The 22151-nt window shown below is 61.9% G+C and carries 22 protein-coding genes and 2 tRNA genes; 9 read left to right on the plus strand and 15 right to left on the minus strand.

Annotated elements, in window-relative coordinates:
- The first annotated feature begins 112 nt into the window (after positions 1-112).
- The 3 genes from J2Y68_RS11305 to J2Y68_RS11315 all read left to right on the plus strand — a co-directional run bounded on the left by J2Y68_RS11305 (position 113) and on the right by J2Y68_RS11315 (position 499).
- A tRNA-Ile gene (locus J2Y68_RS11305) sits at positions 113-186 on the plus strand.
- Positions 187-233: 47 nt separating this feature from the next.
- On the plus strand, positions 234-353 hold the full coding sequence (locus J2Y68_RS11310) for a DLW-39 family protein (protein WP_211710343.1): 120 nt from the start codon (positions 234-236) through the stop codon (positions 351-353).
- Between the two features lie 70 nt (positions 354-423).
- Positions 424-499, plus strand: a tRNA-Ala gene (locus tag J2Y68_RS11315).
- A gap of 91 nt (positions 500-590) precedes the next feature.
- Here the strand turns inward: J2Y68_RS11315 and J2Y68_RS11320 are convergent.
- Positions 591-2579 (minus strand): beta-N-acetylhexosaminidase family protein, encoded by a 1989-nt coding sequence (locus J2Y68_RS11320; RefSeq protein WP_309993376.1) that lies wholly within the window; start codon positions 2577-2579, stop codon positions 591-593.
- A gap of 118 nt (positions 2580-2697) precedes the next feature.
- Between J2Y68_RS11320 and J2Y68_RS11325 the strand changes: the two genes are divergently transcribed.
- Entirely contained in the window at positions 2698-3606 is a 909-nt protein-coding gene (locus tag J2Y68_RS11325; protein WP_309993379.1) for a DMT family transporter, read from the plus strand.
- A 17-nt stretch (positions 3607-3623) separates the two neighbouring features.
- On the opposite strand, the gene J2Y68_RS11330 is transcribed toward J2Y68_RS11325, so the two are convergent.
- On the minus strand, positions 3624-4499 hold the full coding sequence (locus J2Y68_RS11330; protein WP_211710345.1) for a glycosyltransferase family 2 protein: 876 nt from the start codon (positions 4497-4499) through the stop codon (positions 3624-3626).
- Between the two features lie 121 nt (positions 4500-4620).
- Complete coding sequence (locus J2Y68_RS11335) at positions 4621-5565, minus strand: hypothetical protein (RefSeq protein WP_309993384.1); 945 nt, start codon at positions 5563-5565, stop codon at positions 4621-4623.
- A gap of 153 nt (positions 5566-5718) precedes the next feature.
- Here J2Y68_RS11335 and J2Y68_RS11340 point away from each other — a divergent pair, with 153 nt between their 5' ends.
- Both J2Y68_RS11340 and J2Y68_RS11345 read left to right on the plus strand, forming a co-directional pair.
- Positions 5719-6261 carry a peptidylprolyl isomerase gene (locus J2Y68_RS11340; RefSeq protein ID WP_257369980.1) on the plus strand — a complete coding sequence of 181 codons (543 nt, stop codon included), beginning with the start codon at positions 5719-5721 and terminating at the stop codon, positions 6259-6261.
- A 9-nt stretch (positions 6262-6270) separates the two neighbouring features.
- Entirely contained in the window at positions 6271-7125 is an 855-nt protein-coding gene (locus tag J2Y68_RS11345; RefSeq protein ID WP_309993387.1) for a rhomboid family intramembrane serine protease, read from the plus strand.
- On the opposite strand, the gene J2Y68_RS11350 is transcribed toward J2Y68_RS11345, so the two are convergent.
- The 7 genes from J2Y68_RS11350 to J2Y68_RS11380 form a co-directional block, all read right to left on the minus strand.
- Complete coding sequence (locus tag J2Y68_RS11350) at positions 7112-7750, minus strand: GyrI-like domain-containing protein (protein WP_309993389.1); 639 nt, start codon at positions 7748-7750, stop codon at positions 7112-7114. The genes J2Y68_RS11345 and J2Y68_RS11350 overlap by 14 nt on opposite strands.
- 787 nt (positions 7751-8537) lie before the next feature.
- On the minus strand, positions 8538-9137 hold the full coding sequence (locus J2Y68_RS11355) for a DNA-3-methyladenine glycosylase I (RefSeq protein WP_309993392.1): 600 nt from the start codon (positions 9135-9137) through the stop codon (positions 8538-8540).
- Between the two features lie 108 nt (positions 9138-9245).
- A complete protein-coding gene (locus J2Y68_RS11360; RefSeq protein ID WP_309993662.1) occupies positions 9246-9935 on the minus strand; it encodes an alpha-ketoglutarate-dependent dioxygenase AlkB family protein in 690 nt (229 codons plus the stop codon).
- A gap of 23 nt (positions 9936-9958) precedes the next feature.
- Positions 9959-10585 (minus strand): methylated-DNA--[protein]-cysteine S-methyltransferase, encoded by a 627-nt coding sequence (locus J2Y68_RS11365; RefSeq protein ID WP_309993394.1) that lies wholly within the window; start codon positions 10583-10585, stop codon positions 9959-9961.
- The gene (locus J2Y68_RS11370; protein WP_309993397.1) at positions 10582-11112 is read right to left on the minus strand and encodes an RNA polymerase sigma factor; all 531 of its coding nucleotides are present in this window, start codon (positions 11110-11112) and stop codon (positions 10582-10584) included. Before J2Y68_RS11370 ends, J2Y68_RS11365 begins: the two co-directional genes overlap by 4 nt.
- Positions 11112-11621, minus strand: coding sequence for a methylated-DNA--[protein]-cysteine S-methyltransferase (locus J2Y68_RS11375; RefSeq protein WP_309993399.1), 510 nt, complete (start codon positions 11619-11621; stop codon positions 11112-11114). Before J2Y68_RS11375 ends, J2Y68_RS11370 begins: the two co-directional genes overlap by 1 nt.
- Before the next feature lie 44 nt (positions 11622-11665).
- The gene (locus J2Y68_RS11380) at positions 11666-11920 is read right to left on the minus strand and encodes a cell division protein CrgA (RefSeq protein WP_211710355.1); all 255 of its coding nucleotides are present in this window, start codon (positions 11918-11920) and stop codon (positions 11666-11668) included.
- A gap of 172 nt (positions 11921-12092) precedes the next feature.
- Between J2Y68_RS11380 and J2Y68_RS11385 the strand changes: the two genes are divergently transcribed.
- The 3 genes from J2Y68_RS11385 to J2Y68_RS11395 are packed head-to-tail and all read left to right on the plus strand — an operon-like array spanning position 12093 to position 13717.
- On the plus strand, positions 12093-12905 hold the full coding sequence (locus J2Y68_RS11385) for a class E sortase (protein WP_397334937.1): 813 nt from the start codon (positions 12093-12095) through the stop codon (positions 12903-12905).
- 3 nt (positions 12906-12908) lie between these two features.
- Positions 12909-13079 carry a hypothetical protein gene (locus tag J2Y68_RS11390; RefSeq protein WP_309993401.1) on the plus strand — a complete coding sequence of 57 codons (171 nt, stop codon included), beginning with the start codon at positions 12909-12911 and terminating at the stop codon, positions 13077-13079.
- Positions 13076-13717: an aminodeoxychorismate/anthranilate synthase component II gene (locus tag J2Y68_RS11395; RefSeq protein WP_309993403.1), complete on the plus strand. Its 642-nt coding sequence runs from the start codon at positions 13076-13078 to the stop codon at positions 13715-13717. The genes J2Y68_RS11390 and J2Y68_RS11395 overlap by 4 nt, the downstream gene beginning before the upstream one ends.
- A 93-nt stretch (positions 13718-13810) precedes the next feature.
- On the opposite strand, the gene pknB is transcribed toward J2Y68_RS11395, so the two are convergent.
- The 5 genes from pknB to J2Y68_RS11420 are packed head-to-tail and all read right to left on the minus strand — an operon-like array spanning position 13811 to position 22150.
- A complete protein-coding gene (pknB, locus tag J2Y68_RS11400; RefSeq protein ID WP_309993407.1) occupies positions 13811-15721 on the minus strand; it encodes a Stk1 family PASTA domain-containing Ser/Thr kinase in 1911 nt (636 codons plus the stop codon).
- 9 nt (positions 15722-15730) lie between these two features.
- Positions 15731-17584 (minus strand): protein kinase domain-containing protein, encoded by a 1854-nt coding sequence (locus J2Y68_RS11405; protein WP_309993410.1) that lies wholly within the window; start codon positions 17582-17584, stop codon positions 15731-15733.
- A complete protein-coding gene (locus J2Y68_RS11410) occupies positions 17581-19038 on the minus strand; it encodes a penicillin-binding protein 2 (protein WP_309993412.1) in 1458 nt (485 codons plus the stop codon). The genes J2Y68_RS11405 and J2Y68_RS11410 overlap by 4 nt, the downstream gene beginning before the upstream one ends.
- Entirely contained in the window at positions 19035-20465 is a 1431-nt protein-coding gene (locus J2Y68_RS11415) for an FtsW/RodA/SpoVE family cell cycle protein (RefSeq protein WP_309993416.1), read from the minus strand. The genes J2Y68_RS11410 and J2Y68_RS11415 overlap by 4 nt, the downstream gene beginning before the upstream one ends.
- Complete coding sequence (locus J2Y68_RS11420; RefSeq protein WP_309993419.1) at positions 20462-22150, minus strand: PP2C family protein-serine/threonine phosphatase; 1689 nt, start codon at positions 22148-22150, stop codon at positions 20462-20464. Before J2Y68_RS11420 ends, J2Y68_RS11415 begins: the two co-directional genes overlap by 4 nt.
- Position 22151: the final 1 nt, after the last annotated feature.

The following is a 22151-nucleotide window of genomic DNA, read 5'->3' on the forward strand; positions in this document are numbered from 1 at the left end:
AAAAAACCGCGGAAATAGGCCAAATATGGCTGAAATCCGTGGTGGGAAAGCCTCGATTTGAGATCGGGCCGGGATGTGCTGTACAGTCATATCTCGGCCCGATGAGGCATCGGGGCGTATAGCTCAGGCGGTTAGAGCGCTTCGCTGATAACGAAGAGGTCCCAGGTTCAAGTCCTGGTACGCCCACGGAACCAAAAGTGGTTCAGGTAAAACTGAACTGGAATGAGGTACTTGTGAAGAAGTTGCTTGTAGTAGTTGCAGCAGCGATCGCAGGTGTCCTGGTCTATAAAAAGGCTCAGGAATCCGAAGCCCGGAAGGATGTCTGGAGCCAGTCGACCGATAACGTCGATTAGCCGAGGAGCCCGGTTGGGACTGGTAATTCACAGTCAAAACATAGGGTATGATTGACGGGTTGCTTCTTATGGGGGCATGGCGCAATTGGTAGCGCACCTGCTTTGCAAGCAGGGGGTTCGGGGTTCGAGTCCCCGTGCCTCCACCATAAGGAAAGTCCCGGTCAGAAATGGCCGGGACTTTTGCTTTAAGTCCACCGCTTTCCGAGGCGTCAAAGGCTTGCGCGGTGTAAGGCAAGCTCAAGGTGCTGGAACCCGCTGGAGCGCCTGCTCGATGAATGACTTCAACTCACTGCCCCCCAGAACGGGCGTGACAACGCCACGTTCCAGGGTCGGCTGGGTCTTCGCCGCCGCTGTGGTCAACGCGCCCTCCGCACTCTTACGCGCCGCCGCTGCCGACGCTGTATCTCCCCGCTTGGTCGCCTCCAGCATGACCAGGGCGTCCTCGACGCCGTGTCCGTATTCGGCCGAGGCTGCAACCCATGCCGTGGCATCCTGGGCGAATCCCGGCTGCGCCATCCGTGGCAGAAGCTCCGGCAGGCGCTGAAGTAGCACGGCGCGAGCCTTCAAACCACCGGAGGGAACCCGTCCGGCGTCGTAATCCTGCCAGAACTGGTCAATATCTCGCCGCAGCTCGGGAGCGGAAGGCGTTAGTTCATCGTCCTGCCAGTCCTGGTTGAGGTCAACGAAGGCACGCACTGCGGCTTGGACTTCGGGGTCAGGACCCGCCAGCAGGGAGAGGGCAGCATTCATGGATTCGTCTGGATGATAAGCCGGGCCGTTCCAGGAGAGATCGGCGTAATTGAAGATGGCAGGTAGGGACAGGTACGGCTCAATCATCGGGTTGGTGACGATGCCCCGGACTGTCTTGTAGAGGTCGGCGTCCCTGCCGATCACGGGCGCCAGGAACAAACGGTCTTGGGAGTAGTCGTTGACTGGGTAGTTATCCCAGAGCACGATATCCCGCGGCGACCCGGGCCTCCCGTAGCTGTCGCCTGCCGTCTTCGCCGAGTCCAGGGTGATCCGGTGTGACACGACTTCTTCACCTGTCCACTGGACCACTATCCCTGGATTCAGTGCAGTGCCGAGTTCCCTTTTGTAGGGAGTGCTCCGGGAACCGTTGTAGAACGTGGGGACTGTTTCCAGTGGCAGCACGCCGTCCTTGCCGGAGATGAATTTTTCATTGATGTCGTTCAGGAAGGAGGCCTGGGCTTTGGCCAGGTTTGCCTGGCCGGAGCCGAACTCCCGGAGGTCTTCCGCGCACTGGACTTTGGTGGCTATGTCGTCAAGGGGAATAACGAAGGATCGAACACCCAGCGAATACAACGATTCAAGCTTGGCCACGGCGTCGTCCAAATCCGATGCGCGCGAGTAGCAGACGTCGATCCCGGGTGAGAGGGCATAGCTAAACCGGAGGTGATTGGCCGCGGCGGCGTCGATAAGTTCCCGCAGTTCACCTAGTTCCTGGTTGGAGTACAGGTCGCGCCACTTTTCCCTCAGCAGGGGATCGTCCTTGGGGGAATAGATGTAGGTATTCATCTTTTGCCGGCCAGCGAATTCGATGACGTCGAGGCGGGCCTGGTGAGACCAAGGCGTGCCGTAGAAGCCCTCAATGACGCCTCGGGTTTCGGTCAGCGGCCAGTCGCTGATGCGCACGGCCGCCAACGCACCGTCCTTCAGCAGTTGGCGAAGCGTCTGCACTCCGTGGAAAACGCCGTCGTTGTCCCGGCCGGCCAACACCGCCGTCGGAATTCCTTCAATCGTTCCGGTAGCTACGGCGTAACCCTCGGGCCGTTCGAGTGCGCTCCGAATCTCCGGGTCGCCGTCCAAGCGCAGTGCTTTGAGGGCGGCATCGGAGTCGGTCCCAACACGAATGGCAGAGGCGCCCTGGCGAGGGGTGGAAAGTGTAGTCACGACTTCGGCCGTTCCTCCGGCTCCGGCAATCAGATCCCGCACGGCGTCGACCGAGGCTTGGTCCGTTCCCTCCGGGGCTACGACGTATACATGGCCGTTCAGGGGAACGGGCCCTCCGGCTTCGGCGCGGGCATGTTGCGGCACAGGGAAGATGCTCGGAACCGCCGCAACATCTCCGCCCTTCCCGTCGGGACGGTCGTGGGCAACAACGAACCACCCGCTCACGACGAGGGCGGCAACGAGTGCCACGCCTGCGATCAGCAAGAAGACAGGCCGCCTGCGTCTGGCGCCGGCGCTGATGGGTGCGTTGTTCAATCAGGTAACCCCTCGTGTATGCCGTAACCGGCTCACTGGAATGCTGAGTCAAGACAATCACACTGTCCCCGCATCAGGTAGGGATAGAAGCGCCTCACCGCCACACTAAGGTTGATCCGTGACCCTTCTCATCGCCTCCCTCGGGGTACTGGGAGTAGCCTCTTCCGGCCCACTCATTGCAGGCACCCTCGGGGCCACCTCCGTGACCGCTCTGGCCATTGCCTTTTGGCGCAACGCGATCGGGGCTTTGGTGATGGCCACTCCCGTGGCTGTTCGCGAGCCTAAGGCTTTCGGAAGGATCACGCGCCGGGAGTTCGGCTGGTCCGCTACCGCCGCTGTCGCGTTGGCCTTCCATTTCGCGTGCTTCATTACCGCCCTGGAACTGACATCCGTTGCGGCCGCCACGGCCTTGGTGTGCCTGCAATCGGCTTGGATTGCCGTTTTCCAGTTGTTCCGCGGCACCCGGCACCGCTGGCCGGTGCTGTTGGGCCTGGGGATAGCCTTTGGCGGGGTGGTGGCTATTACCGGATTCGATATGGGGTCCTCGCCAGAGGCACTCCTGGGTGACGTCCTGGCGCTTGCTGGTGGCGCCTTGGCGGGCCTCTACACGCTGGCAGGCGGGAAGGCCCGCCAGTCGATGGGCACCGGCACGTACACCACCCTCTGCTACGGCATCTGCGCGGCGATCGTTGCAGTGCTGGCTGCCTTCAGCGGGCAGGCCCTTGTAGGGTTCGACGCCGGCGGCTGGCTGGGGATTGTTGCCATCACCGTCTGCGCGCAGCTGGTGGGACACACAGCGTTCAATCACCTGCTGGCCACGATGAGTCCCTTGCTGGTGTCGATGATTATCCTGTTGGAGATTCCGGGCGCGGCGATCCTCGCAGCAGTCTTCCTGAAGGAAACGCTGCCGGCTGGCACGTATGCGGGGCTGGCGCTGATTCTCGTGGGCCTGGCGGTCGTGGTGGCCGGACAACGGCGTGGGCGGCCTGAAGCAGACCGTGGCGAAGCTGAGCTGGGCACCGACTAGCCGCCCGGCGTCGTGCGTTATATCCCGCCGCGCCGAACGCCTTGGGCGGAGTTGGCCGTGTGGATGGCGCGCAAAAGCTTCGCGGGGAAATACACGGAGAAAAACACCACCATGGGAGCCTTCAAGGCCATCTTCTTCACATTGTGTGCCTTGTACGTGCGGTCAAACCGTTGGACGTAGTAGCGGTAGTCGCGCGGTGAGTCCTCAAGCCGGCGCGCGGACATACCGGAGACCATCTGCGGCAGGTACTGCACTTTGAGGTCGTGATCGAAAAGATGGAGGGACAGATCGATGTCTTCGTGCATCTCGTCCTTGGGATCCAGGCATGCCTCATCGCGGATGGTTTCCCACGCGGAACGGCGGAGGGCCATGTTTGAGCCGAAGAGGAAGTGGTACTGGTGCTTGGCCAGCCGCAGCATCAGTTGGCGCATCTTGTCGTCAGCTTTGAGTCCAAAACGGCGCATGGGCATGTCGTAGTAGACCACAGGGCCGGTTGCGGCAGCGATGGTCTGGTCCGTAAATGCTTTCTGGACCTGTTCAACCCAGTCAGGTTCCAGGACGGAGTCCGCGTCGATTCGCCCTACGACGTCCCCCGTAGCGTGATTCAGGCCAAAGTTCCGGGTGGGAATCAGTCCCTGCGTGGCAGCCTGCTGGAGAAGGATGATGGGGCTTTCCGGGTATTCCTGCTGCATCTGTCGCACAATCCTGGGTGTGCGGTCGGTGGAGAGGTTGTCCACCACGATGATCTCGGCGGCCGGGACTGACTGGTAAATGGCCGCGATGAGGCACTGGCGAATGACGCTTTCCTCGTTATACGCCGGGATGACAATGGATACGCCCGGAGGCTCCGGAGCATCCTTGAGGGCACCCGCAACGGGTCTATCGGCTGACATCACTCCAAATCTAACACCCACGGCAGTTGCACCGAAGGAGGCTTTGGTGACATGCCGGGAAACACTGAGGGGACCCCGGCATTGGCCGGGATCCCCTCAGAGGCAGTGAAAACAGCTCGTGCTAGCTGTGGGCGCCCTTGCTTTCGGAGTCCGAAGCGTCAGTGTCCTTTTGGAGGCTTGCCGCGATGTTCTTGACGGCAGTCTTGGCGTCGGTTGCCACCTTGGCGCCTGAATCCTCGACGTTTTTGAGAGCATCCTTGGTGGCCTGCTCGGCCTCGGCGGTGGCATCTTCGGAGCTGGTTTCCGTTGCCTTGGCGTCGCTCACAGTCGATGCGGTGGCCGATGCCGCAGCGTCAGCGGGAACAGGTGCCGGAGTTACCGGCGACGGCGTCTTCCACGGATCCTCCACCGGCTTGGAAGCCTTCCACGCAGCCACACCTGCAGCAGCTGCGGCGGCAATGACCGTGACGATCAGCCAGCCACGCTTCTTGGGCTTCGGTTCCTTGCCCAGTTTGGTGCTGACAACCTTGCTGGCCTCGTCCGCTGCGGCCTTGATCTGCTTGCCAGTGGCGTGGGCCTGCTCCTGGACGCTGTGCACAACCCCTGAGTCCACCAGCTTCTGCGCTACCGCATCGACCTGCGCCGGCGCATTCTCGAGGGCGTGATGAACGGCCACGGATGCTTGACCGAGCTGCTCGGACAATTTGGGCAAGTACTCGTCAACAACCTTGTCCCGGGCCTGGCCCAAGGCAGGCGTGGCCTTGTTCAGGGCTTCCTGGATCCGCGGGGTTGCGTCTTCCACGACGTCATGGATCTTCGGCGCGAGGTGCGCCAGCCCATCCTGAATCCGCGGCGTAACAACGGCAACCCCGTCTGCGAGGTTGTGGGCTGCCGACTTCAGCCCCTCCTGGATCTTGGGGGAAGCGGTATCAATGCCGTGCTGGATTCGCGGAACAGCCCAATTCACGGCCGCCTCCACGCGGGGCGCGGCCCAGTCGCGGGCGTTATCCACACCAACCGCAACGGATTGTTCGAGATCGCGGGCAATACGGTCTGATTTCTTCACAACTACCTCCCGATACACATGCTCGTTTGTTGCTAGCCTACGTCGCTTGGGGAACACCGGCTATTCATCTGCCGGATTCGGCCCGGATTTCACCGAGCGCGGAACCGGCTTTACAACTCCAAAGGCGTTGACCCTGCATGGAAGAATGGGGCCATGACCATCGCAACCGCAAAAGCAACGATCCACACGACCCTCGGCGATATCAAGGTTGACCTCTTCGGCAACCACGCGCCCAAGACGGTCGCCAACTTCATTGGCTTGGCCACGGGCGAAAAGTCCTGGAACCACCCGGAAACGGGCGAGGACAAGACCGGCACGCCGCTGTACAACGGCACGATTTTCCACCGCATCATCAAGGACTTCATGATCCAGGGCGGCGATCCCCTGGGCCGCGGCGTCGGCGGACCGGGTTACCAGTTCGACGATGAAATCCACCCGGAACTGACCTTCAACGCCCCGTACAAGCTGGCCATGGCCAACGCCGGTATCCAGATGGGCAAGGGCACCAACGGGTCACAGTTCTTCATCACCACCGTGAACACCGACTGGCTGTTCGGCAAGCACAGCATCTTCGGCGAGGTGACGGACGAGGAATCCCGCAAGGTCGTGGACTCCATCGAGGCTGTCCGTACAGGCATGGGCGACCGTCCGGTTGAAGACGTCGTCATCAACAGCATCGACATCGAACAGCTCTAACCCGCATTCATGAGTTACGGAATCCCGTCGGCTGAGCCGTCCGCTGATGTTCCGGTGTGCCCCAGGCACCCGGACAGGCCCTCCTACGTGCGGTGCCAGCGCTGCGGGCGCCCCGCGTGCCCCGAGTGCCAGCGGGCGGCCGCCGTCGGGTTCCAATGCATTGACTGCGTCAACGAACAAAAACGGTCGACGCCGGAGTACAAGTCACCTTATGGCGGCGCCTTGGCCATTGGCCGGCCCTTGGTGACGTACCTGATCATCGGTTTGTGCGTGCTGGTTTACATCCTCCAGTGGGTGCTGCCGGGGGACGTCATCTTCCAGAACTTCGCGTTCGCCAACGTCTTCGCGGACAGCGAGCCATGGCGGATGTTGACGTCGGCATTCCTGCACTCGCAGGGCTTCCTCCTTCACATCGTCCTGAACATGTACACGCTCTGGATCTTCGGCCAAGCCCTTGAGCCTTTGCTCGGGCGCATCCGATTCCTTGCCGTGTATCTGATATCCGCAATTGGTGGTTCAGTCGGTTTCCTGCTTCTGACTCCGGACCGGCCTATCGTGGGTGTGGTCGGAGCATCCGGGGCCATCTTTGGCCTCTTCGGAGCCATGCTCGTGGTGCAACGCCACAGGGGCGGCGAAACCAAGCAATTGTGGGTTCTGATCGCCATCAATGGCGCCATTGGCTTCTTTGTTCCCAGCATTGCCTGGCAGGCGCACCTGGGCGGCCTGATCGCTGGTGGTCTTGCGGCGGGTGTCATTGCCTATGCCCCAAGGGGTAAGAACCAGGCCCTGCTTCAATCCGGCGGACTCATCCTGGTGGTCGCACTGTTGGCCGTGGCCACCTGGGTCCGGGTCACTGCGGGCTGACCCGCCCATCCTTCTTGACAGCCACCGGCTGCCGCAGAATCGTCCTGAGCTTCCCTGGAGCAGTGCGCCGTGGATCGCTCAGATAGATCTCGTGATGCCGCCCCGTCATGGTCAGGGATTTCTTGGGGATAAAGCTGTTATGCATCTCCTCGAGCACCGGTCCTTCATGGTCATAAGGCCCTATATGCAGCGTCTGCACGCTGAGGCCTTCATGAAAGGATTCCAGGCGGACTTCCTTCACCACTGCCCTGCCTCTCTTCCTGGTGAACGTTTCCTGAGCCCTTTCCACGTGCTCCGCGCCGAGCCAGTCCGGAACCATGGTCATCAGGGTCCAGTCCCATCCCGACTTATCCCGTGCGTCTGTGAAGGAAGCCATGTCATCCGCCCACCACAGCGCTTCCAATGGCATCACCGTATAGTCCTGCCCGAGATCGGTCTTGCTAAGGAACTTCAAGGCATAGGCAAGCGGGTATAAAGCAGCCAGGGCATCCTTGTACTCCTGGGCGCTGTTGGGGTCCCCGTGCCCATCGACCATCAGGAACTGGAGCGCAGGGACGGACACGACTGCGAACTCGCCAGGCTTGGCGGTGTACTCGGGGATCTGTTTCTTGAAGTCTGTCTTCATGGTCGCTCTCTCCGGTCGTCCGGCAGTACTGGGTGCCAGTTTTCCACAGCACTTATCCACACTGTGAGTAACTTACATGCTTGTAGTTCCATGCCAATGGCACTCTGCGGGCGGTAAAAGAGCTAGATATCCCCCGAATGGCATGAATCTGTCCACACCTGTGGATAACTTTGTCCCCGACTGCCCCCTGAATGTGGACAAGTGAGGGTATTTGGGACCGCATGTGGACAACCCTGTTAATGCTGCTGTGGAGAGGCTTCTATCAACAGGCTTATCAACAATGTTAATAACTTACATAGGTGTAGTTCACCCACCAAGGAAGGGTAAAAACCTCGGATCGCTGCGGTTAACGCAGGTAAAACCCACACGTTGTCCCCATCTGTGGATAACTTGTGGGTACTGACCTGTTGTTAAGTGGGTAACCCGGGCGTCGCCCGACTTGGCTCAGCACAACGAAAACGCCGGTGATGAAGGGTTGCTCCGGGGCCCGCCCGCGGTCGATGCGCTGGAAACCTGGTTTGGGGAAATCCGGCAATGCGGAGTCGTTGAACTTTTGGTGAAGTTTGCGGCACTATCCACAGCGCGATACACAGTGGGTATAACTATTCCGGCAGGTACTTCCAGCCTTGGATCGGCGGCAGCGCGCCGATAATCGGCTCAAGTCCGTGGATGTCCACAGAAGTTATCCACGCCTGTGGATAAAGTTACACACTTCTGTGGACAGCGCGACGCGGTAGCGGACTTCAGCAGCGGAGCCGCTGGGGCGTGGTCCCGGCACGCGGGCTGGTTAATTCCAAACGCCCGATGTGCCCCGCCGATGACTGTCCATCAGGTGAGTATCGATTATTCCTATCGCCTCCATGAGCGCATACATGGTGGTTGGCCCGACGAAGGCGAAGCCCTTCTTCCTGAGTGCCTTGGATAAGGCGATCGACTCAGGGGACGTAGTGGGGATGTCGGCGAAGGTGCGGGGCACCGGGGTGCTTGCCGGTTGGAATGACCAAACAAAGTCCACAAGGCCGCCTTCTTCGCGTAACGCGATAGTGGCTTTGGCATTGGTGATCGCGGCATTGATCTTCAAACGGTTACGGACGATCCCCGTGTCCAGCATGAGCCGCTCAACGTCGGCTTCCGTGAAAGCGGCCACACTCTCCGGGTGGAAGTCCAGGAAGGCCGTCCTGAACGCATCCCGCTTCCGAAGGATAGTGGCCCATGAGAGGCCTGCCTGGAACGCTTCGAGGCTGATGCGCTCATACAGACCTTGCTCATCGCGGACCGGCATGCCCCATTCATGGTCATAATAGGCCTGCATCATGGGGTCGGAGGCAGCCCACACGGGACGGGCCAGCCCGTCCTCACCGATGATGATGCCGGGGTCCGGGGTCATGAATGCTCCTCTGTGGCCGCGCCAGCCACACGGCCGGCAGGGTAATTGGGTTTCCCGGGATATTCTGCCCCTACCCACTGACATTTGGGCGTTGCCCAGGCTCCGTACTCACGATAATCCTGTGACCCGCATGGTGATGTTGATCCGGCCATGAGTGAGACCGCAATCGGCGGGTGCAGTGCCTGGTAGAACTTTGGGTATGCCGTGATAGGCGAACCGTGACGGGCCACCAAAGACGAACAGGTCCCCGGATCGAAGTTCAACGTCGGTATAGGGCTTAGTGCGTGTTTTGGTGTTGCCAAAACGGAAGACGCACGACTCGCCAATGCTGAGGGACACCACAGGGGCATCCGAGCGCTCGTCCTTGTCCTGGTGCATTCCCATGGCAGCACCGTCATTGTAGAAATTCACCAAGGCGGCGTCGGGCGTGTAGGCCGATGCCAGGGCAGTGGACCCATTCTCGCCGCCATCAGAGGCATACGCAGCCGCGACCGCCTTCCGGCCCAAGCGCACCATCCACTCCGGGAAGTCGAGGACAGGGCGGCCGTTGACGTCAGTAGCTTCCCGCGTGTACTTGTAGGGCTGCCAGTGCCAGCCCAGGCACACGGTACGCACGGACATTTGGTGTCCGCCAGGCAGGGTCGCCGCGCGCAGGGGCACCGGCCCCTGCGTCCATTCGGCGAAGCGCGCCACTATCCATCGCTGCTGTTCTCCCGTCAGCCAGCCAGCCACGTGGACTGCGCCCGGCGCGATCAGGCGCGGACCGGCGTCGTGGGTTTCTGGCTGCACCAGCTCCAGGGGAAACAGTGCGTCATCGTCGCTCACGCGGCCTCCAACGTGAGAAGTGCGCGTTTGGCGTCCGCACCTCCGAGGTAGCCACCAAAGCTGCCGTCTGACTTAACGACGCGGTGGCACGGAACGATCACCGGTATCGGGTTGGTAGCGCAGGCGCTTCCTACGGCGCGCACAGCATTGGGGCTGCCTGCCGCCCGGGCAACGTCAGCGTAGCTCTCAGTCTCGCCGTACGCGATCCGGGGCAGGTGCTGGAGTACGTTGAGGCGGAACCCGCGGGACAGCCGAAAATCCAGCACGAGGTCAAACTCCTTGCGGGTGCCGCTGAAGTACTCGTCGAGTTGCCGTGCAGCGTCCTCCAGCCGCGCAGGTGCTTCGAGAATGCGGGGACTGATGGTGTTGGCGAGAATCTGCAGGATGTCGGTATGGTTTTCCCGCTCAAAGGCCACCCGCACAATCCCCCGGTCAGTTGCTGCCAGCAGGAGCTTTCCTACCGGTGAATCAACCACCCGGTATGCGACGTCCAAAGTGTGGAGCAGTTGGGCATCGCGGGCCAGCCGGGCGTGGAGACTGGCAAGGACAGGTTCCATCTCCCCGGACAGGGGCTGGAGGAGATGAGTGACCTCGGCAAGGTCGGGACTTGGGTCCAGGGTCATTTGCTGTCTCCCTTCGTGGATGAATGTGCCAGGACCGGGCTGGCTGCCAGTGCGGCACGGAGGGCTTTAACGCCGTCCGCCCCGGCGCGGCGTGCGGCCTCGGGGGTGACACCAAGGAGGACCGCGATGTCCTTGTACGGCATGCCCGCTATGTAGTGGTAAGCCACTGCCTGCCGTTGCTTCGGCGGCAGGTGGGCGACGGCGTCGAGCAGTTCCGGGTGGCCTTCACCTGGAATGCCGAGCTGGGAAGGGTGCTCAGGAGGGTTGTCGGTTGGCAAAGCCCGACGGTTTCCGGCACGCAGGTGGTCGATGCATTTCCGATGTGCGATGGTGACCAGCCACGCTTGCACATTGGCTCCCGCCGGGAGGGCAGGGTAGGACTGCAGGGCCGCCAGGAAGGTATCAGACCAAGCATCATCAGCGTCATGCACCCCCAGGACTGCCCGGCACACCCGGAGTACGGTGGCGCCCTGTTCCTGGACGACTGCTTCGAACGGCTTCTTGGTGGCCAACTGCCGGGGTTGCATCAGAAAAGTTTGCCTTCCCTGACCACCGCTGGCTCCTCGAGGTCCAAAAGGTAACGCTTGTTGCGAAGGCCGCCCGCGTATCCGGTCAGTTGTCCATGGCGGCCCACCACCCGGTGGCACGGAATGATGATGCTGATGGGGTTGCGACCAACGGCCGATCCGACAGCTTGGGCAAGATGGGGATCGCCCAACTCAGTTGCGAGCTCGCCGTAGGTCACTGTTTCCCCGAAAGGTATATGTTTCAGACGCTCCCAGACCTTCTGCTGGAAGGTGTTTCCACCCGCGTCATAGGGGACGTCAAAAACCGTTCGGCGGCCGTCAAGGTATTCTTCGAGCTCTACCCGGGCGAGGGCGAACACCGGATCTTCGACGCCGGTTGGAACGCCAAAGTACTCCGGCGGAGGCAAATGCCAGTGCCCTTCGTAGAAGATACCCGTCAGAAATTCCCCACGGGCAGTCAGCGTCAACTGCCCCAACGGGGAGTCCATGGTGGTGTGCCGGTTGCTCATATCCTGTAGACGTTCACGGGCACGGAAATGTGAGGAGCGTAAGCCTAGGAGCGCCAGCGGGTGGTCATCAGGAAGCCCACAATGGCAATGCCGAAGCCGGCCACGATGTTCCATGATGCCCAGTCCCGAACAGGGAACTGGCCTTCGGTGATGTAGAAGGTGATGATCCAGATAAGTCCGAGGATCATGAGTCCGAACATCACGGCCTTGTACCAAACCGGGTTGGGCTTGTACTGCTGCGCGGCGGAAGTCTGCGGGGCCTGACGGGCAGGCCGCTTGCGGGGCTTGGACTCGGGCACGGATCCTCCTGGCTGTTCGGTTGGCACCCGTTTCGGCCAGCCTTGGTATCCTGCAGGAAGGAAATTTCCAGCGGTTAATGGCCACACGGCGTTCCGGGTTCGTTCTAGCTGTCAAGTCTAGCCGCAACTTGGGTCCAGCCCGCGCCGCCCGTGCACTACCCGAGGAGAGCCTGTGGCGCACCAGCAGACGACGGCTGACTCGGCCGTGCCGTCCCGCCGCAACGACCACGGCAGCCATCCCAAAAAACGGCTCCGCGCCTCTGACGTTATCCGTAAGATCAGCCAGATCCTGGGTGAACTCCTCATTACGGCAGGTATCGTCCTGCTGCTGTTCGTTGGCTGGGAACTCTGGTGGACCAACGTGGAAGCAGACGCCAAGCAAACCGAGGCGATCCACGACTTCGCGCAGGAATTTCAGGGGCCCCTGGCGCCCACTGCTCCCGCTGATCCCGCGAACTTCGGCGAACCTGTAGTGGGAACTGCACCCGGATATGGCAAGACAATCGGCATCATGTACGTCCCCCGCTTCGGTGCGGACTACACGCGCCCCATCATCGAGGGAACTGATGCCGGCGTCCTGGACACACTGGGCTTGGGCCACTACGGGAGCACCAGCATGCCCGGTGCCCTCGGCAACTTCGCTGTGGCCGGCCACCGGCAAACGCACGGTGCCGTACTCGATAACATCCACACTCTTGTTCCCGGGGACAAGATCTACGTGCAGACGGCCGACGGATACTACACGTACGTCTTCCGAAACAACCAGATCGTCACCCCGGACCGAACGGATGTCCTGATGCCCGTCCCCACGCAGTCGGGCGCGCAGCCCAAGGAGAGCATCCTCACCATGACCAGTTGCAATCCACGCTTCGGCTCCCAGGAAAGAATAATCGCCTACTCGTTGTTGGACAGTTGGCAACCTGCTTCAGCTGGCCCGCCGTCGGCAATCGCCGCCCAGGTAGCCAAGGCAAACGGAAAGGGATAACGGATGTACGCATGGATCTTCCGTAACCTGCCCGGCCCTGTCTGGGTCCGGATCGTGACATGCTTGGTGATGGTGGCCGTAGCCCTGGTACTGATGGTGGAGTTCCTCTTCCCGTGGTTCTCCCAATTCACCACTTTGACTGACTCAACGATTGGTTTACTGCAACAGCCATGAGCACAACAAAAATCCTTGTAGTGGATAACTACGACAGCTTCGTCTACACCCTGGTGGGATATCTCCAGGAACTTGGGGCCGAGACCACGGTTGTCCGCAATGACGACGTCACTCTCGCTGAGGCCACCGAGCTCGCGGCAACCCGCGACGGCGTCCTCGTCTCGCCGGGTCCCGGCACCCCCGCTGAGGCCGGCGTCTGCATTGAGCTCATTAAATGGTGCGGTGAAGCCAACAAGCCAATGTTCGGTGTGTGCTTGGGCCACCAGGCTCTCGCTGAGGCGTACGGCGGTGTAGTTACCCACGCGCCCGAGCTCATGCACGGCAAGACTTCTCCGGTCCGGCACGAAGGCAAAAGTGTGTTCGCTGGACTCCCGTCGCCTGTCACCGCAACGCGCTACCACTCCCTGGCGGCAGTGCGTGAGTCCATCCCGGATGTCCTGGAAATCACCGCCGAAACCACCAACGGCGTAGTGATGGGCCTGCAGCACAAGACCGCTCCCCTGTGCGGCGTCCAGTTCCACCCCGAATCCGTGCTCACGGAGGGCGGCTACCAGATGCTGGGCAACTGGTTGGAGTCCCTCGGAATGACAGGCGCGGCCGAACGCGCGGCCAAGCTGAGCCCGCTGATCAAGCAGTAGACGCCAACGGGCTGTCGCTGCAGACGCCCTCCGCGTGCTGGTCCTTCGTCGCTTTGACGCACGCTTCCGGGCCTGTAGCGACAGCGCCGGCCGCTACTTCTTGGTAGGCGTTGGCTTCGGCGTGGCTTTGTCCGTGTCGGTGGGCGTTGGTGTCGGCGTCGGAGTGGGGGTAGGCACCACTGGAGCCTTGGCTACTGTCACGATGACCGTCTTGCCTTGGTCCACTTCGGTATTGAAGGCTTCGCTCTGACCCGTTACCGTGCCGGCTGCTACCTCGGAGTTCTCTTGCTCCACCACCTGCATCACCAAGCCGTTCGTCTTGAGTGTGGCTTCCGCTTCAGCCTGCGGAAGGCTGATCAGCTGTGGCATGAGGACCTTGCCGGAGGAAATCTGCAGCTCCACTTTGGACGAGGCAGCGATGGCTCCTCCGGGTGCTGGCCCTGTGTTGATGACCAGTCCCACGGGCACGGTAGGGCTGTGCGTCCTGACCGAAACGATGTCGCCGGTAATGCCGAGCTTCCGCAAGGCCTCCCGGGCGTCGCCCTCGGTGCGGCCCACGATGTTCGCAGGGATGGTCACCGAACTGGGGCCGCTGGAGATCTTGAGGATCACCTCAGCGTCCTGGTCCAACATGGCACCGGCGGCGGGCGCAGTTCCGATGGCCATGTCCTTGGTGACGCTGTCGCTGGGTTCGCGCACGCTCTTGGGGACCAGTTTGGCCGAGTAGATTTCCTGGATTGCTTGGGATTCGGTCATGTTGGTCACCGCAGGAACAGAGATTTTCGCAGGAAGCGGGGGCTGCGTGTTCATGAGGTTGTACAGCCAAAAGCCGCCGCCAGCGAGCACAAGGAGCGTGAAGATTACCAACGTGGCGGTCCAGGCACGACGGCGGGACCTCTGGCGGGCTGTCGGCTCACGTTCCGCGGGGAGGCCCAAGGGCAGGGGCTCTTCCTGGGGTTGCTCGCCGGGTTCGTCCTTGAACTGGTCCACGTCAAGGAACCCCACGGCAGTGGTACTCAAGAGCTGCGTGGCGGGGTCTTCCGCTTCGACGAGGTCGTTCGGGTCCGTGGGGGCCTCACTTGACGGCAGGGCCGGCACGGGAATGCCGTTGCTGGCAGCGCGCAGTGCACGCCGGAAGGATGCGGCGTCCTGGAAACGGTCTGCCCGGTTCTTCTGCAGGGCCTTGGACAGGACGGAGTCGAGAGCTTCAGATACTTCAGGATTGTGGGCACTGGCAAGGTCGGGAGTTTCGCGGACGTGCTGGTAGGCAACGGACACGGGACTGTCGCCGACGAACGGGGGCCGGCTGGTCAGCAGCTCGTATAAGAGGCACCCCGCCGAGTAGAGATCGCTTCGGGCATCGACGGTCTCACCACGGGCCTGCTCCGGGGAAAGGTACTGTGCGGTCCCCACCACGGCCTGGGTCTGCGTCATGGTTGCTGCAGAATCAGCCATGGCCCGGGCGATGCCGAAGTCCATGACCTTCACGTCCCCGGTGTCCGCACAGACCATGACGTTGGCCGGCTTGATGTCCCGGTGGACGATGCCCGCCCGGTGGCTGTACTCCAAGGCACTAAGAACACCGAGGGTGTAGCCGATGGAATTCTCGACTCCAAGCTCGTTCGCCTTGATCATGTCGCGCAAGGTCCGTCCGGAAACGAACTCCATAACGATGTACGGAACACGGACGTCCTCACCAGGCCCGCCCGGCACGGAGTACTCGCCCGTATCAAAGATCGCCACGATGGAGGGGTGGTTAAGTGCCGCGACAGCCTGGGCTTCGCGCTTGAAACGGGCCTGGAACTGGGGATCGCGGGCAAGGTCGGCACGCAGCACTTTCACGGCGATGGTTCGACCCAGGACGGTGTCCGTGCCGCGATAGACGTCTGCCATGCCACCCCGACCTATGAGCTCACCGAGCTCATAGCGGGAATTGAGGATGCGCTGTGAAGACACAGGTGTGCTCTCCTCTCGATGAGCAGGACCGGGCCGGGGCGTGGACATGATGCTTACTTAGTTCTTCGGGTTGCCGGAAGCGCTCGGGTTGGCGCTCGGGGTGTTCGGGTTGGTGGGAACAACGTTCTTGGCAAGGAAGTACGTGACTGTGGAACCTGCATTAACCTCGGTTCCAGCCGCCGGGGACGACCGAACGAAGGTGCCAGGCTGCTGGCCCACGGCGCCGTTGACGGGATCTCCCGGGATCCACTTGAGGCCTGCGCCTTCCAAGGTAGCCCTGACCTGTGTTTCGCTGGCACCGGGAGCGATGGTGGGAACAGCAACCGTCGCCGGAGCTTGTGGACCCTTGGAGTACTGGACGGTGATGACTTCACCCGGCTGGACCGCTCCGGAGGGGTTGATGTCAGTCACGATACCTACAGCGGCTTGATCGTCGAATACTTGCTCCCCTCTCACCTGCAGGCCAAGTGCCTCAAGTTGAGCACTGACGGTGTCGAAGGGTTTGCCAAGGTATTCCGCTGGGATGAGGTTGATGGTCTGCGGCGTTGACTGCGTGGGCGAGGGTGCCTGGGACGTCGGCGTGGATGAAGGCGTCGGGGCAGCTGACGATTGCGTCGGGCTGGCCGAACGGCTGGGGCTCGTCGACGTAGTCCCGGTCGGCGCCGGGTTTGGTGAGAAGAAGCCCGACTGTGAGATCAGGAAGCCAACCAGCGCGAAAAGCACCAACAGGATCAGGGCAACGAGCGGCCACGTCCACGGGCTGCGTTTCTTGCGTTCCGGTTCCGGGTCGTCGAAGTTTTCGTCATCGGTGTAGATGACTTCCTCTTCGTCGTTTAGCTGGCGTTCGGCTTCCAAGGCGTTAGCGCGGGTCAGGGGGTTGTCCGAAGAAGCCGCAGCTGCTCCCAAAGCGGCGCCGGCAGCGCCGGCGCCCAGCACCGGAAGCGCGGAAGTCGCCGTCGACGACTGCTCCTTGCCATACGGCGACGTGACGACGCCGGTTGGTGCCGTTGCGGTGTCGACGGGCGCCGTGATGGGGCCGGTGGTGCTTTCGAAGAGCAACATCCCGGGAACCGCAGCGTGGGCCGTCGCGATGTCGCCATTGCGGATTGCTTCGGCGGCTTCGGCCAGTTTGATGGCGTTGGCCGGACGGTTCTTGGGGTCCTTGGCGAGCATCGACATCAGGAGCGCCCGAACAGGCGTGGGCAGCGTCTCCGGAAGGGGCGGGGGTGCGTCATTGACCTGCGCGAGGGCAATGGCGATCTGCGATTCACCGGAGAAAGGACGGTGACCCGTGAGGCACTCATAGCCGATAACGCCCAGCGAGTAGATGTCCGAGGAACCGGTGGCAGTCTGGCCCGTGGCCTGCTCGGGCGCCAGGTACTGGGCCGTACCCATGACCTGTCCGGTCTGGGTCAGCGGCACCTGGTCGGCCAGACGGGCGATGCCGAAGTCGGTGACCTTGACCCGGTTGTCAGGGGTGATCAGCAGGTTGCCCGGCTTGATGTCGCGGTGAACCAGGCCTTGGGCGTGTGCCACCGCGAGGGCGCGGGCAGTCTGCGCGATGATCGAAAGTGTCATGTCCGGGGACAGCACCTGCTCGCGCTCCAGGATGCCGCTCAAGGGGTGACCTGGTACGAGCTCCATCACGAGGTACGCCGAGCCGGCTTCCTCGCCGTAATCGAAGACGTTGGCAATGCCTACGTGGTTGAGGAGGGCGGTGTGGCGAGCCTCGGCACGGAAGCGCTGAAGGAAGCCGGGATCCCCCGTGTATTCCTCTTTCAACACTTTGATGGCTACGATCCTGCCGAGGATCTGGTCCTTGGCCTTCCAGACCTCGCCCATGCCGCCAATCGCAATGCGACTGGTCAGCTGGAACCTGCCGCCGAGTGTGATTCCCGAAGTAGGCCTCACTTATTCAACACCGCCTCAAAAATCTTCTTTGCGTTCGGACTGGTTAGCTTGGCACCGCTGAGCACATCCACACCTTCCATGACGATGGTGACGGCTACTTGCGGGTCGTTTGCCGGGGCGAACCCGGTAAACCATGAGTTGTTCAAACCTGAATCCCCCAGCTCGGCGGTTCCGGTCTTGCCGGCCACCTTGACACCGGGAACCGCTGCACCGTTGGCAATGCCGTTGTCCACCGCGCTGGTCATCCACTCAGTGATCTGGCTGGCGATGGGCGCAGTAGTGCTGGTGCGGAGGGCCTCGGGTTTGGTTTCGCTGATAACGCGAAGGTCCGGAGCACGAACGGTCTTCACCAGGCTGGGCTTCATCTGCACCCCACCGTTGGCGATGGCCGCCGTCATCAGGTTGATCTGGAGTGGGGTTGCCTTGACGTCGCGCTGGCCAACGGCCGACTGGGCGAGCTGCGCCTGGTCGAGGTCCTGAGGGAAGATGCTGGGGGCCATCTGGAGCTTGAGCTGATCGCCGAAGTTCTCACCGAAGCCGAATTTCTTGGCTTGGTCGCGGATGGCATCCTGGCCAAGGTCCAGCGCGATGCTGGCGAACGGCGTGTTGCATGACTGCTCCAAAGCAAAGACAAACGACGCCGTCTCCCGGACGTTGCAGTTACCGCCGGCATAGTTGGGGAGGCTCGCGCTGGAACCCGGCAACGGCAGGCTGGAGGGGTTGGGAAGTTCGCTGTCTTTGTTGTACTTGCCCGAGTTCAGTGCCGCTGCGGTGTCGACGAGCTTGAAAACGGACCCGGGCGAGAGCAGGTTGCCGGTGGGTCCGCTGACGTTCTGGTTCAGGTTGATCCCGGGAACCTCGTTGGCAGCTGTGTAACTGGCATCAGCTGTAGCCCTGTCGTGTGAAGCGATCAGGTTGGGATCATAGGACGGTTTGGAGACCATCGCCAGGATCGCACCGGTCTTGGGGTTGGTCACGACGATGGAGCCGCGTTGGCCGTCAGGAATGAGGTCGTACGCCAACTTCTGGATGTCGGGATCCAGGCTCAGTTCCACGGAGGCACCCTTGGGCTCGTTGCCCAGGAACATCTGGCTGAGCCGGTCAAGGAAGAGCTGATCGGAGTTCCCGGCAAGGGTATCGCCCATGGACTGCTCCAGGCCGGTGGATCCGAAGAACTTGGAGAAGTACCCAGTGACTCCTGCGTACAGCTCAGGCTGGTTGTACTTGCGCTGGAAGGCGCAGGATTCTGTCCCGGGGACGGACTCCGCCACGGGCTTGCCACCCACGATGATGGCCCCGCGATCGTTGCAGAAGGAAGCGAGGATGGCACGCTGGTTCCACGGGTTGGAGTTGAGGTCATCAGCCCCAATCACCTGGACATAGCTGATGGCACCGAGGATCAGCGCGAACATGGCGACGGCGGCCATCCAGGAACTGCGGATTGCCTGGTTCATTGTTGCTTCACCGCCTCTGTTGGTGCGCTGGGTGTCTGGCCTGTGGCCGGTTTACGAACTACCGGGTTGCTGCCGCTTGCTGGGGGCTTGTTGACCATGGGGGTTGTATCCACGGGGCCGCGGGCGGTATTGGAAATCATCAGGAGCAAACCGACGATGATCCAGTTGGCCAGCAACGACGAACCACCCGCAGCAAGGAACGGCGTGGTGAGGCCTGTCAGGGGTATCAGCCGGGTGACGCCGCCGATCACGACGAAGCACTGGAGGGCAATGGCAAAGGACAAGCCGCAGGCCAGCAGTTTTCCAAAGGCATCACGTGTTCCCAATGCTGCGCGGAAGCCCCGGGTGAAGAGCAGGAGATACAACATCACCACGGCGAACAGGCCTATCAAGCCGAGTTCTTCGCCGATGAGCGCCACGATCATGTCGCTGTTGGCGAAGGGCACCAGATCCGGTCGGCCCTGTCCAAGTCCCGTGCCTACAAGACCGCCGTCAGCCATGCCGAAGAGGCCTTGGACAATCTGCCCACTGCCGCCCGGCGACCTGCCGAAGACTTCCGGGGTGAACGCGTTGATCCAGCTGTCGATGCGGAATGCCACGTGGGAGAAAATCTGCGAGGCGACGAAGCCGCCGCCCAGAATCAGCAGGACGCCAATAACCACCCAGGAAATGCGGCTGGTGGCCACGTAGATCATGACAATGAACAGGCCGAAGAAGAGGATGGAGGAACCGAGGTCGCGCTGGAAAACCAGCACGCCGATGCTCACCAGCCATGCGGTAATCATGGGACCGAGGTCCTTGAACCGCGGGAACTGCATGGGACCGATCTTCCGGCCGGCCAGGAGGATCAGGTCCCGGTTGGACGAAAGATACCCTGCGAAGAATATAGCCAGGGTGATCTTGGCGATTTCACCGGGCTGGAAGGTCATGGGTCCAAGCCGGATCCAAACGCGGGCGCCCAGGATTTCACCGGCAGAAATGCCAGGGATAAGCGGCATCAGCAGCAAGAGTGCACTCACTGCCAAGGAAATATAAGTGAAGCGGCGCAGGACCCGGTGGTCCTTGAGGAACCAGATGACTGCGATGGAAACGGCCATCGCGATGAGCGTCCAGCGCAGTTGATTGTTTCCGGTGTCATCGCCGGGTCCATCCATGCGGTGGATGAGGGCCAGCCCCAGGCCGTTCAGGGCCACGACGATGGGAAGTATTACCGGGTCTGCATATTGGGCGCGCAGCCTCAGCACCACGTGGAAGGCCAGGGCGGCCACCGCGAGAAGGCTGGACTGGAACCAGAAATCGCTGTCCAGCCCAACTTTCGAGTTGATACTCACCAACGCGCTGGCGCCGATACCCACGGAAAGCGCCAGGACGATGAGGACCAGCTCCACATTCCTGCGGGGTTTGGGGGCAGTTTCAACCTGCGTCATTTGGCCGCCTCGCAGGATGTGGGGATGGGCGAGGGGCTCGGAGTCGCGACTGCGGCCGTACTGGGGACGGGAACGCTGATGGTCGGCGACGGCGTTGGCTTAGGCCCCTTTGTGGGGCAGTTGGCTGAAGCGCTGCCGGTATTCTTCAAGTTCTCCACAATGCCCTGGGCGTCGTGAAGGTCGCCCGCGGGCACGGTCTGGCGTACGCTTTGCTGGCCGTATTCCGGCAATGAATCCACCCTGATATCTGTGACGGCCTCAAGCCGGGAAAGCTGTATAGGGCCGAGCCTCTGCGAAATTCCGTTGAAGATGGCTACCCGCTGGTCGTATTCGCCCACGTAATAGCGGGTTTGGGTCCATGCATAGCCGAGCCAAAGACCTACTACGACGCCAAGGACTACCACGGCAGCAACTGCGGGCATCAGCCATCGAACGCGCCGGCGGGGAGGCTCCTCAACGTCCACGCGGTCTTGTTCGGCTTTGTGGGTCAGCACCGTAGCCGCGCGACGGGCCACCGTTCGGCCGGCGACCGTTGGAATGGATCCGGTCTCCGCTGCCGTGGCAGCCGCACCAACGAGTTCGTGGGGGCGGCTGGCGAGTTCCTCGCGCAAAACCTCCGCGGACAGATGCTCGCCAAGATGGGGGTCCGTGGTGGCTGGCGGTTCTCCGGAAGCGGACGTTTCGGATGATTCCGCTTCCTCATCCGGAGTGGTCGGGTCGCCTGAGCTGAAGGACGATCCCGCATCTGCGTCCCGGGCAGCTTTCGCACGGGAGCTGCCATCGGAGTCCTCAGCCGCTTTACTTGCGGCGGGGCCGTCCGGTGACTTGGACGCGGTCACTGAGTCGGCTTCGTCGTCGAACGAGGCTAGCGCCGCGGCCGGGACGATGTCGACGGCGGCCGTGTTGACGTCGTCGTCGGTTTCTTCGACGATTTCCAACATCACCACGGTGACGTTGTCCGGCGCGCCGGCCTCCAACGTCAGGTCAACCAGGATTTCAGCGCATTCGCGCAAGTCCTTGGTCTCCCGGACCATTCGTTCAACGACGTGGCCCGCGACGTAGTTGAGGCCATCGGAGCACAGGAGCCAGCGTTCGCCTGGTTCGACGTCCAGGACGTCCAGGTCCAGTTCGGGACTGGCATCGACGTCGCCGAGGACGCGCATCAGGACGTTCTTGTGGGGATGTGTTTCCGCTTCTTCGGGGCGGAGGCGGCCTTCATCGATGAGGCGCTGGACGAACGTGTGGTCCACGCTGACTTGCTCAAATTTCTTGTTCCGCAGGCGGTACGCGCGCGAATCGCCGATGTGGGCGAAGTGGAGCTTGTGGTCCTCCAGCAGCAGGGCGGTGACCGTGGTACCCATGCCGGAAAGCTTGGGGTTTTGGTGGACGAGTTCGGACAGAAGCGAGTTGGCGGTCTGAATCTCGTCAGCGAGGACGGTGTCTGCACCCTCCGGATAGTCGTCATGATCAAGGTGGATCATGTCCAGGACCGTTGAGGCCGAGGCGACGTCACCGCCGGCATGACCGCCCATGCCATCGGCCACGACAGCTAGATGGCGGCCCACGTATGCGGAGTCGTCATTCTTGGAGCGGATCCGACCGACATCCGAACGCGCGGCGTAGCGCATGATGAGCGGGCGCTCCGCAGGCGTGTCTTTGCCGTCGGGGGTCTCGGGGGCGGCCATG

Source organism: Paenarthrobacter nitroguajacolicus, assembly GCF_031455195.1.
Taxonomy (GTDB): Bacteria; Actinomycetota; Actinomycetes; order Actinomycetales; family Micrococcaceae; genus Arthrobacter; species Arthrobacter nitroguajacolicus_D.

Excerpts from the sequence above, each read along its gene's own strand:
- J2Y68_RS11330 (WP_211710345.1), bottom strand. The coding sequence starts at position 4,499 with ATGTCAGCCGATAGACCCGTTGCGGGTGCCCTCAAGGATGCTCCGGAG.
- J2Y68_RS11340 (WP_257369980.1), top strand. The coding sequence starts at position 5,719 with ATGACCATCGCAACCGCAAAAGCAACGATCCACACGACCCTCGGCGAT.
- J2Y68_RS11345 (WP_309993387.1), top strand. The coding sequence starts at position 6,271 with ATGAGTTACGGAATCCCGTCGGCTGAGCCGTCCGCTGATGTTCCGGTG.
- J2Y68_RS11350 (WP_309993389.1), bottom strand. The coding sequence starts at position 7,750 with ATGAAGACAGACTTCAAGAAACAGATCCCCGAGTACACCGCCAAGCCT.
- J2Y68_RS11355 (WP_309993392.1), bottom strand. The coding sequence starts at position 9,137 with ATGACCCCGGACCCCGGCATCATCATCGGTGAGGACGGGCTGGCCCGT.
- J2Y68_RS11365 (WP_309993394.1), bottom strand. The coding sequence starts at position 10,585 with ATGACCCTGGACCCAAGTCCCGACCTTGCCGAGGTCACTCATCTCCTC.
- J2Y68_RS11370 (WP_309993397.1), bottom strand. The coding sequence starts at position 11,112 with ATGCAACCCCGGCAGTTGGCCACCAAGAAGCCGTTCGAAGCAGTCGTC.
- J2Y68_RS11375 (WP_309993399.1), bottom strand. The coding sequence starts at position 11,621 with ATGAGCAACCGGCACACCACCATGGACTCCCCGTTGGGGCAGTTGACG.
- J2Y68_RS11390 (WP_309993401.1), top strand. The coding sequence starts at position 12,909 with ATGTACGCATGGATCTTCCGTAACCTGCCCGGCCCTGTCTGGGTCCGG.
- J2Y68_RS11395 (WP_309993403.1), top strand. The coding sequence starts at position 13,076 with ATGAGCACAACAAAAATCCTTGTAGTGGATAACTACGACAGCTTCGTC.
- pknB (WP_309993407.1), bottom strand. The coding sequence starts at position 15,721 with ATGTCCACGCCCCGGCCCGGTCCTGCTCATCGAGAGGAGAGCACACCT.
- J2Y68_RS11410 (WP_309993412.1), bottom strand. The coding sequence starts at position 19,038 with ATGAACCAGGCAATCCGCAGTTCCTGGATGGCCGCCGTCGCCATGTTC.
- J2Y68_RS11415 (WP_309993416.1), bottom strand. The coding sequence starts at position 20,465 with ATGACGCAGGTTGAAACTGCCCCCAAACCCCGCAGGAATGTGGAGCTG.
- J2Y68_RS11420 (WP_309993419.1), bottom strand. The coding sequence starts at position 22,150 with ATGGCCGCCCCCGAGACCCCCGACGGCAAAGACACGCCTGCGGAGCGC.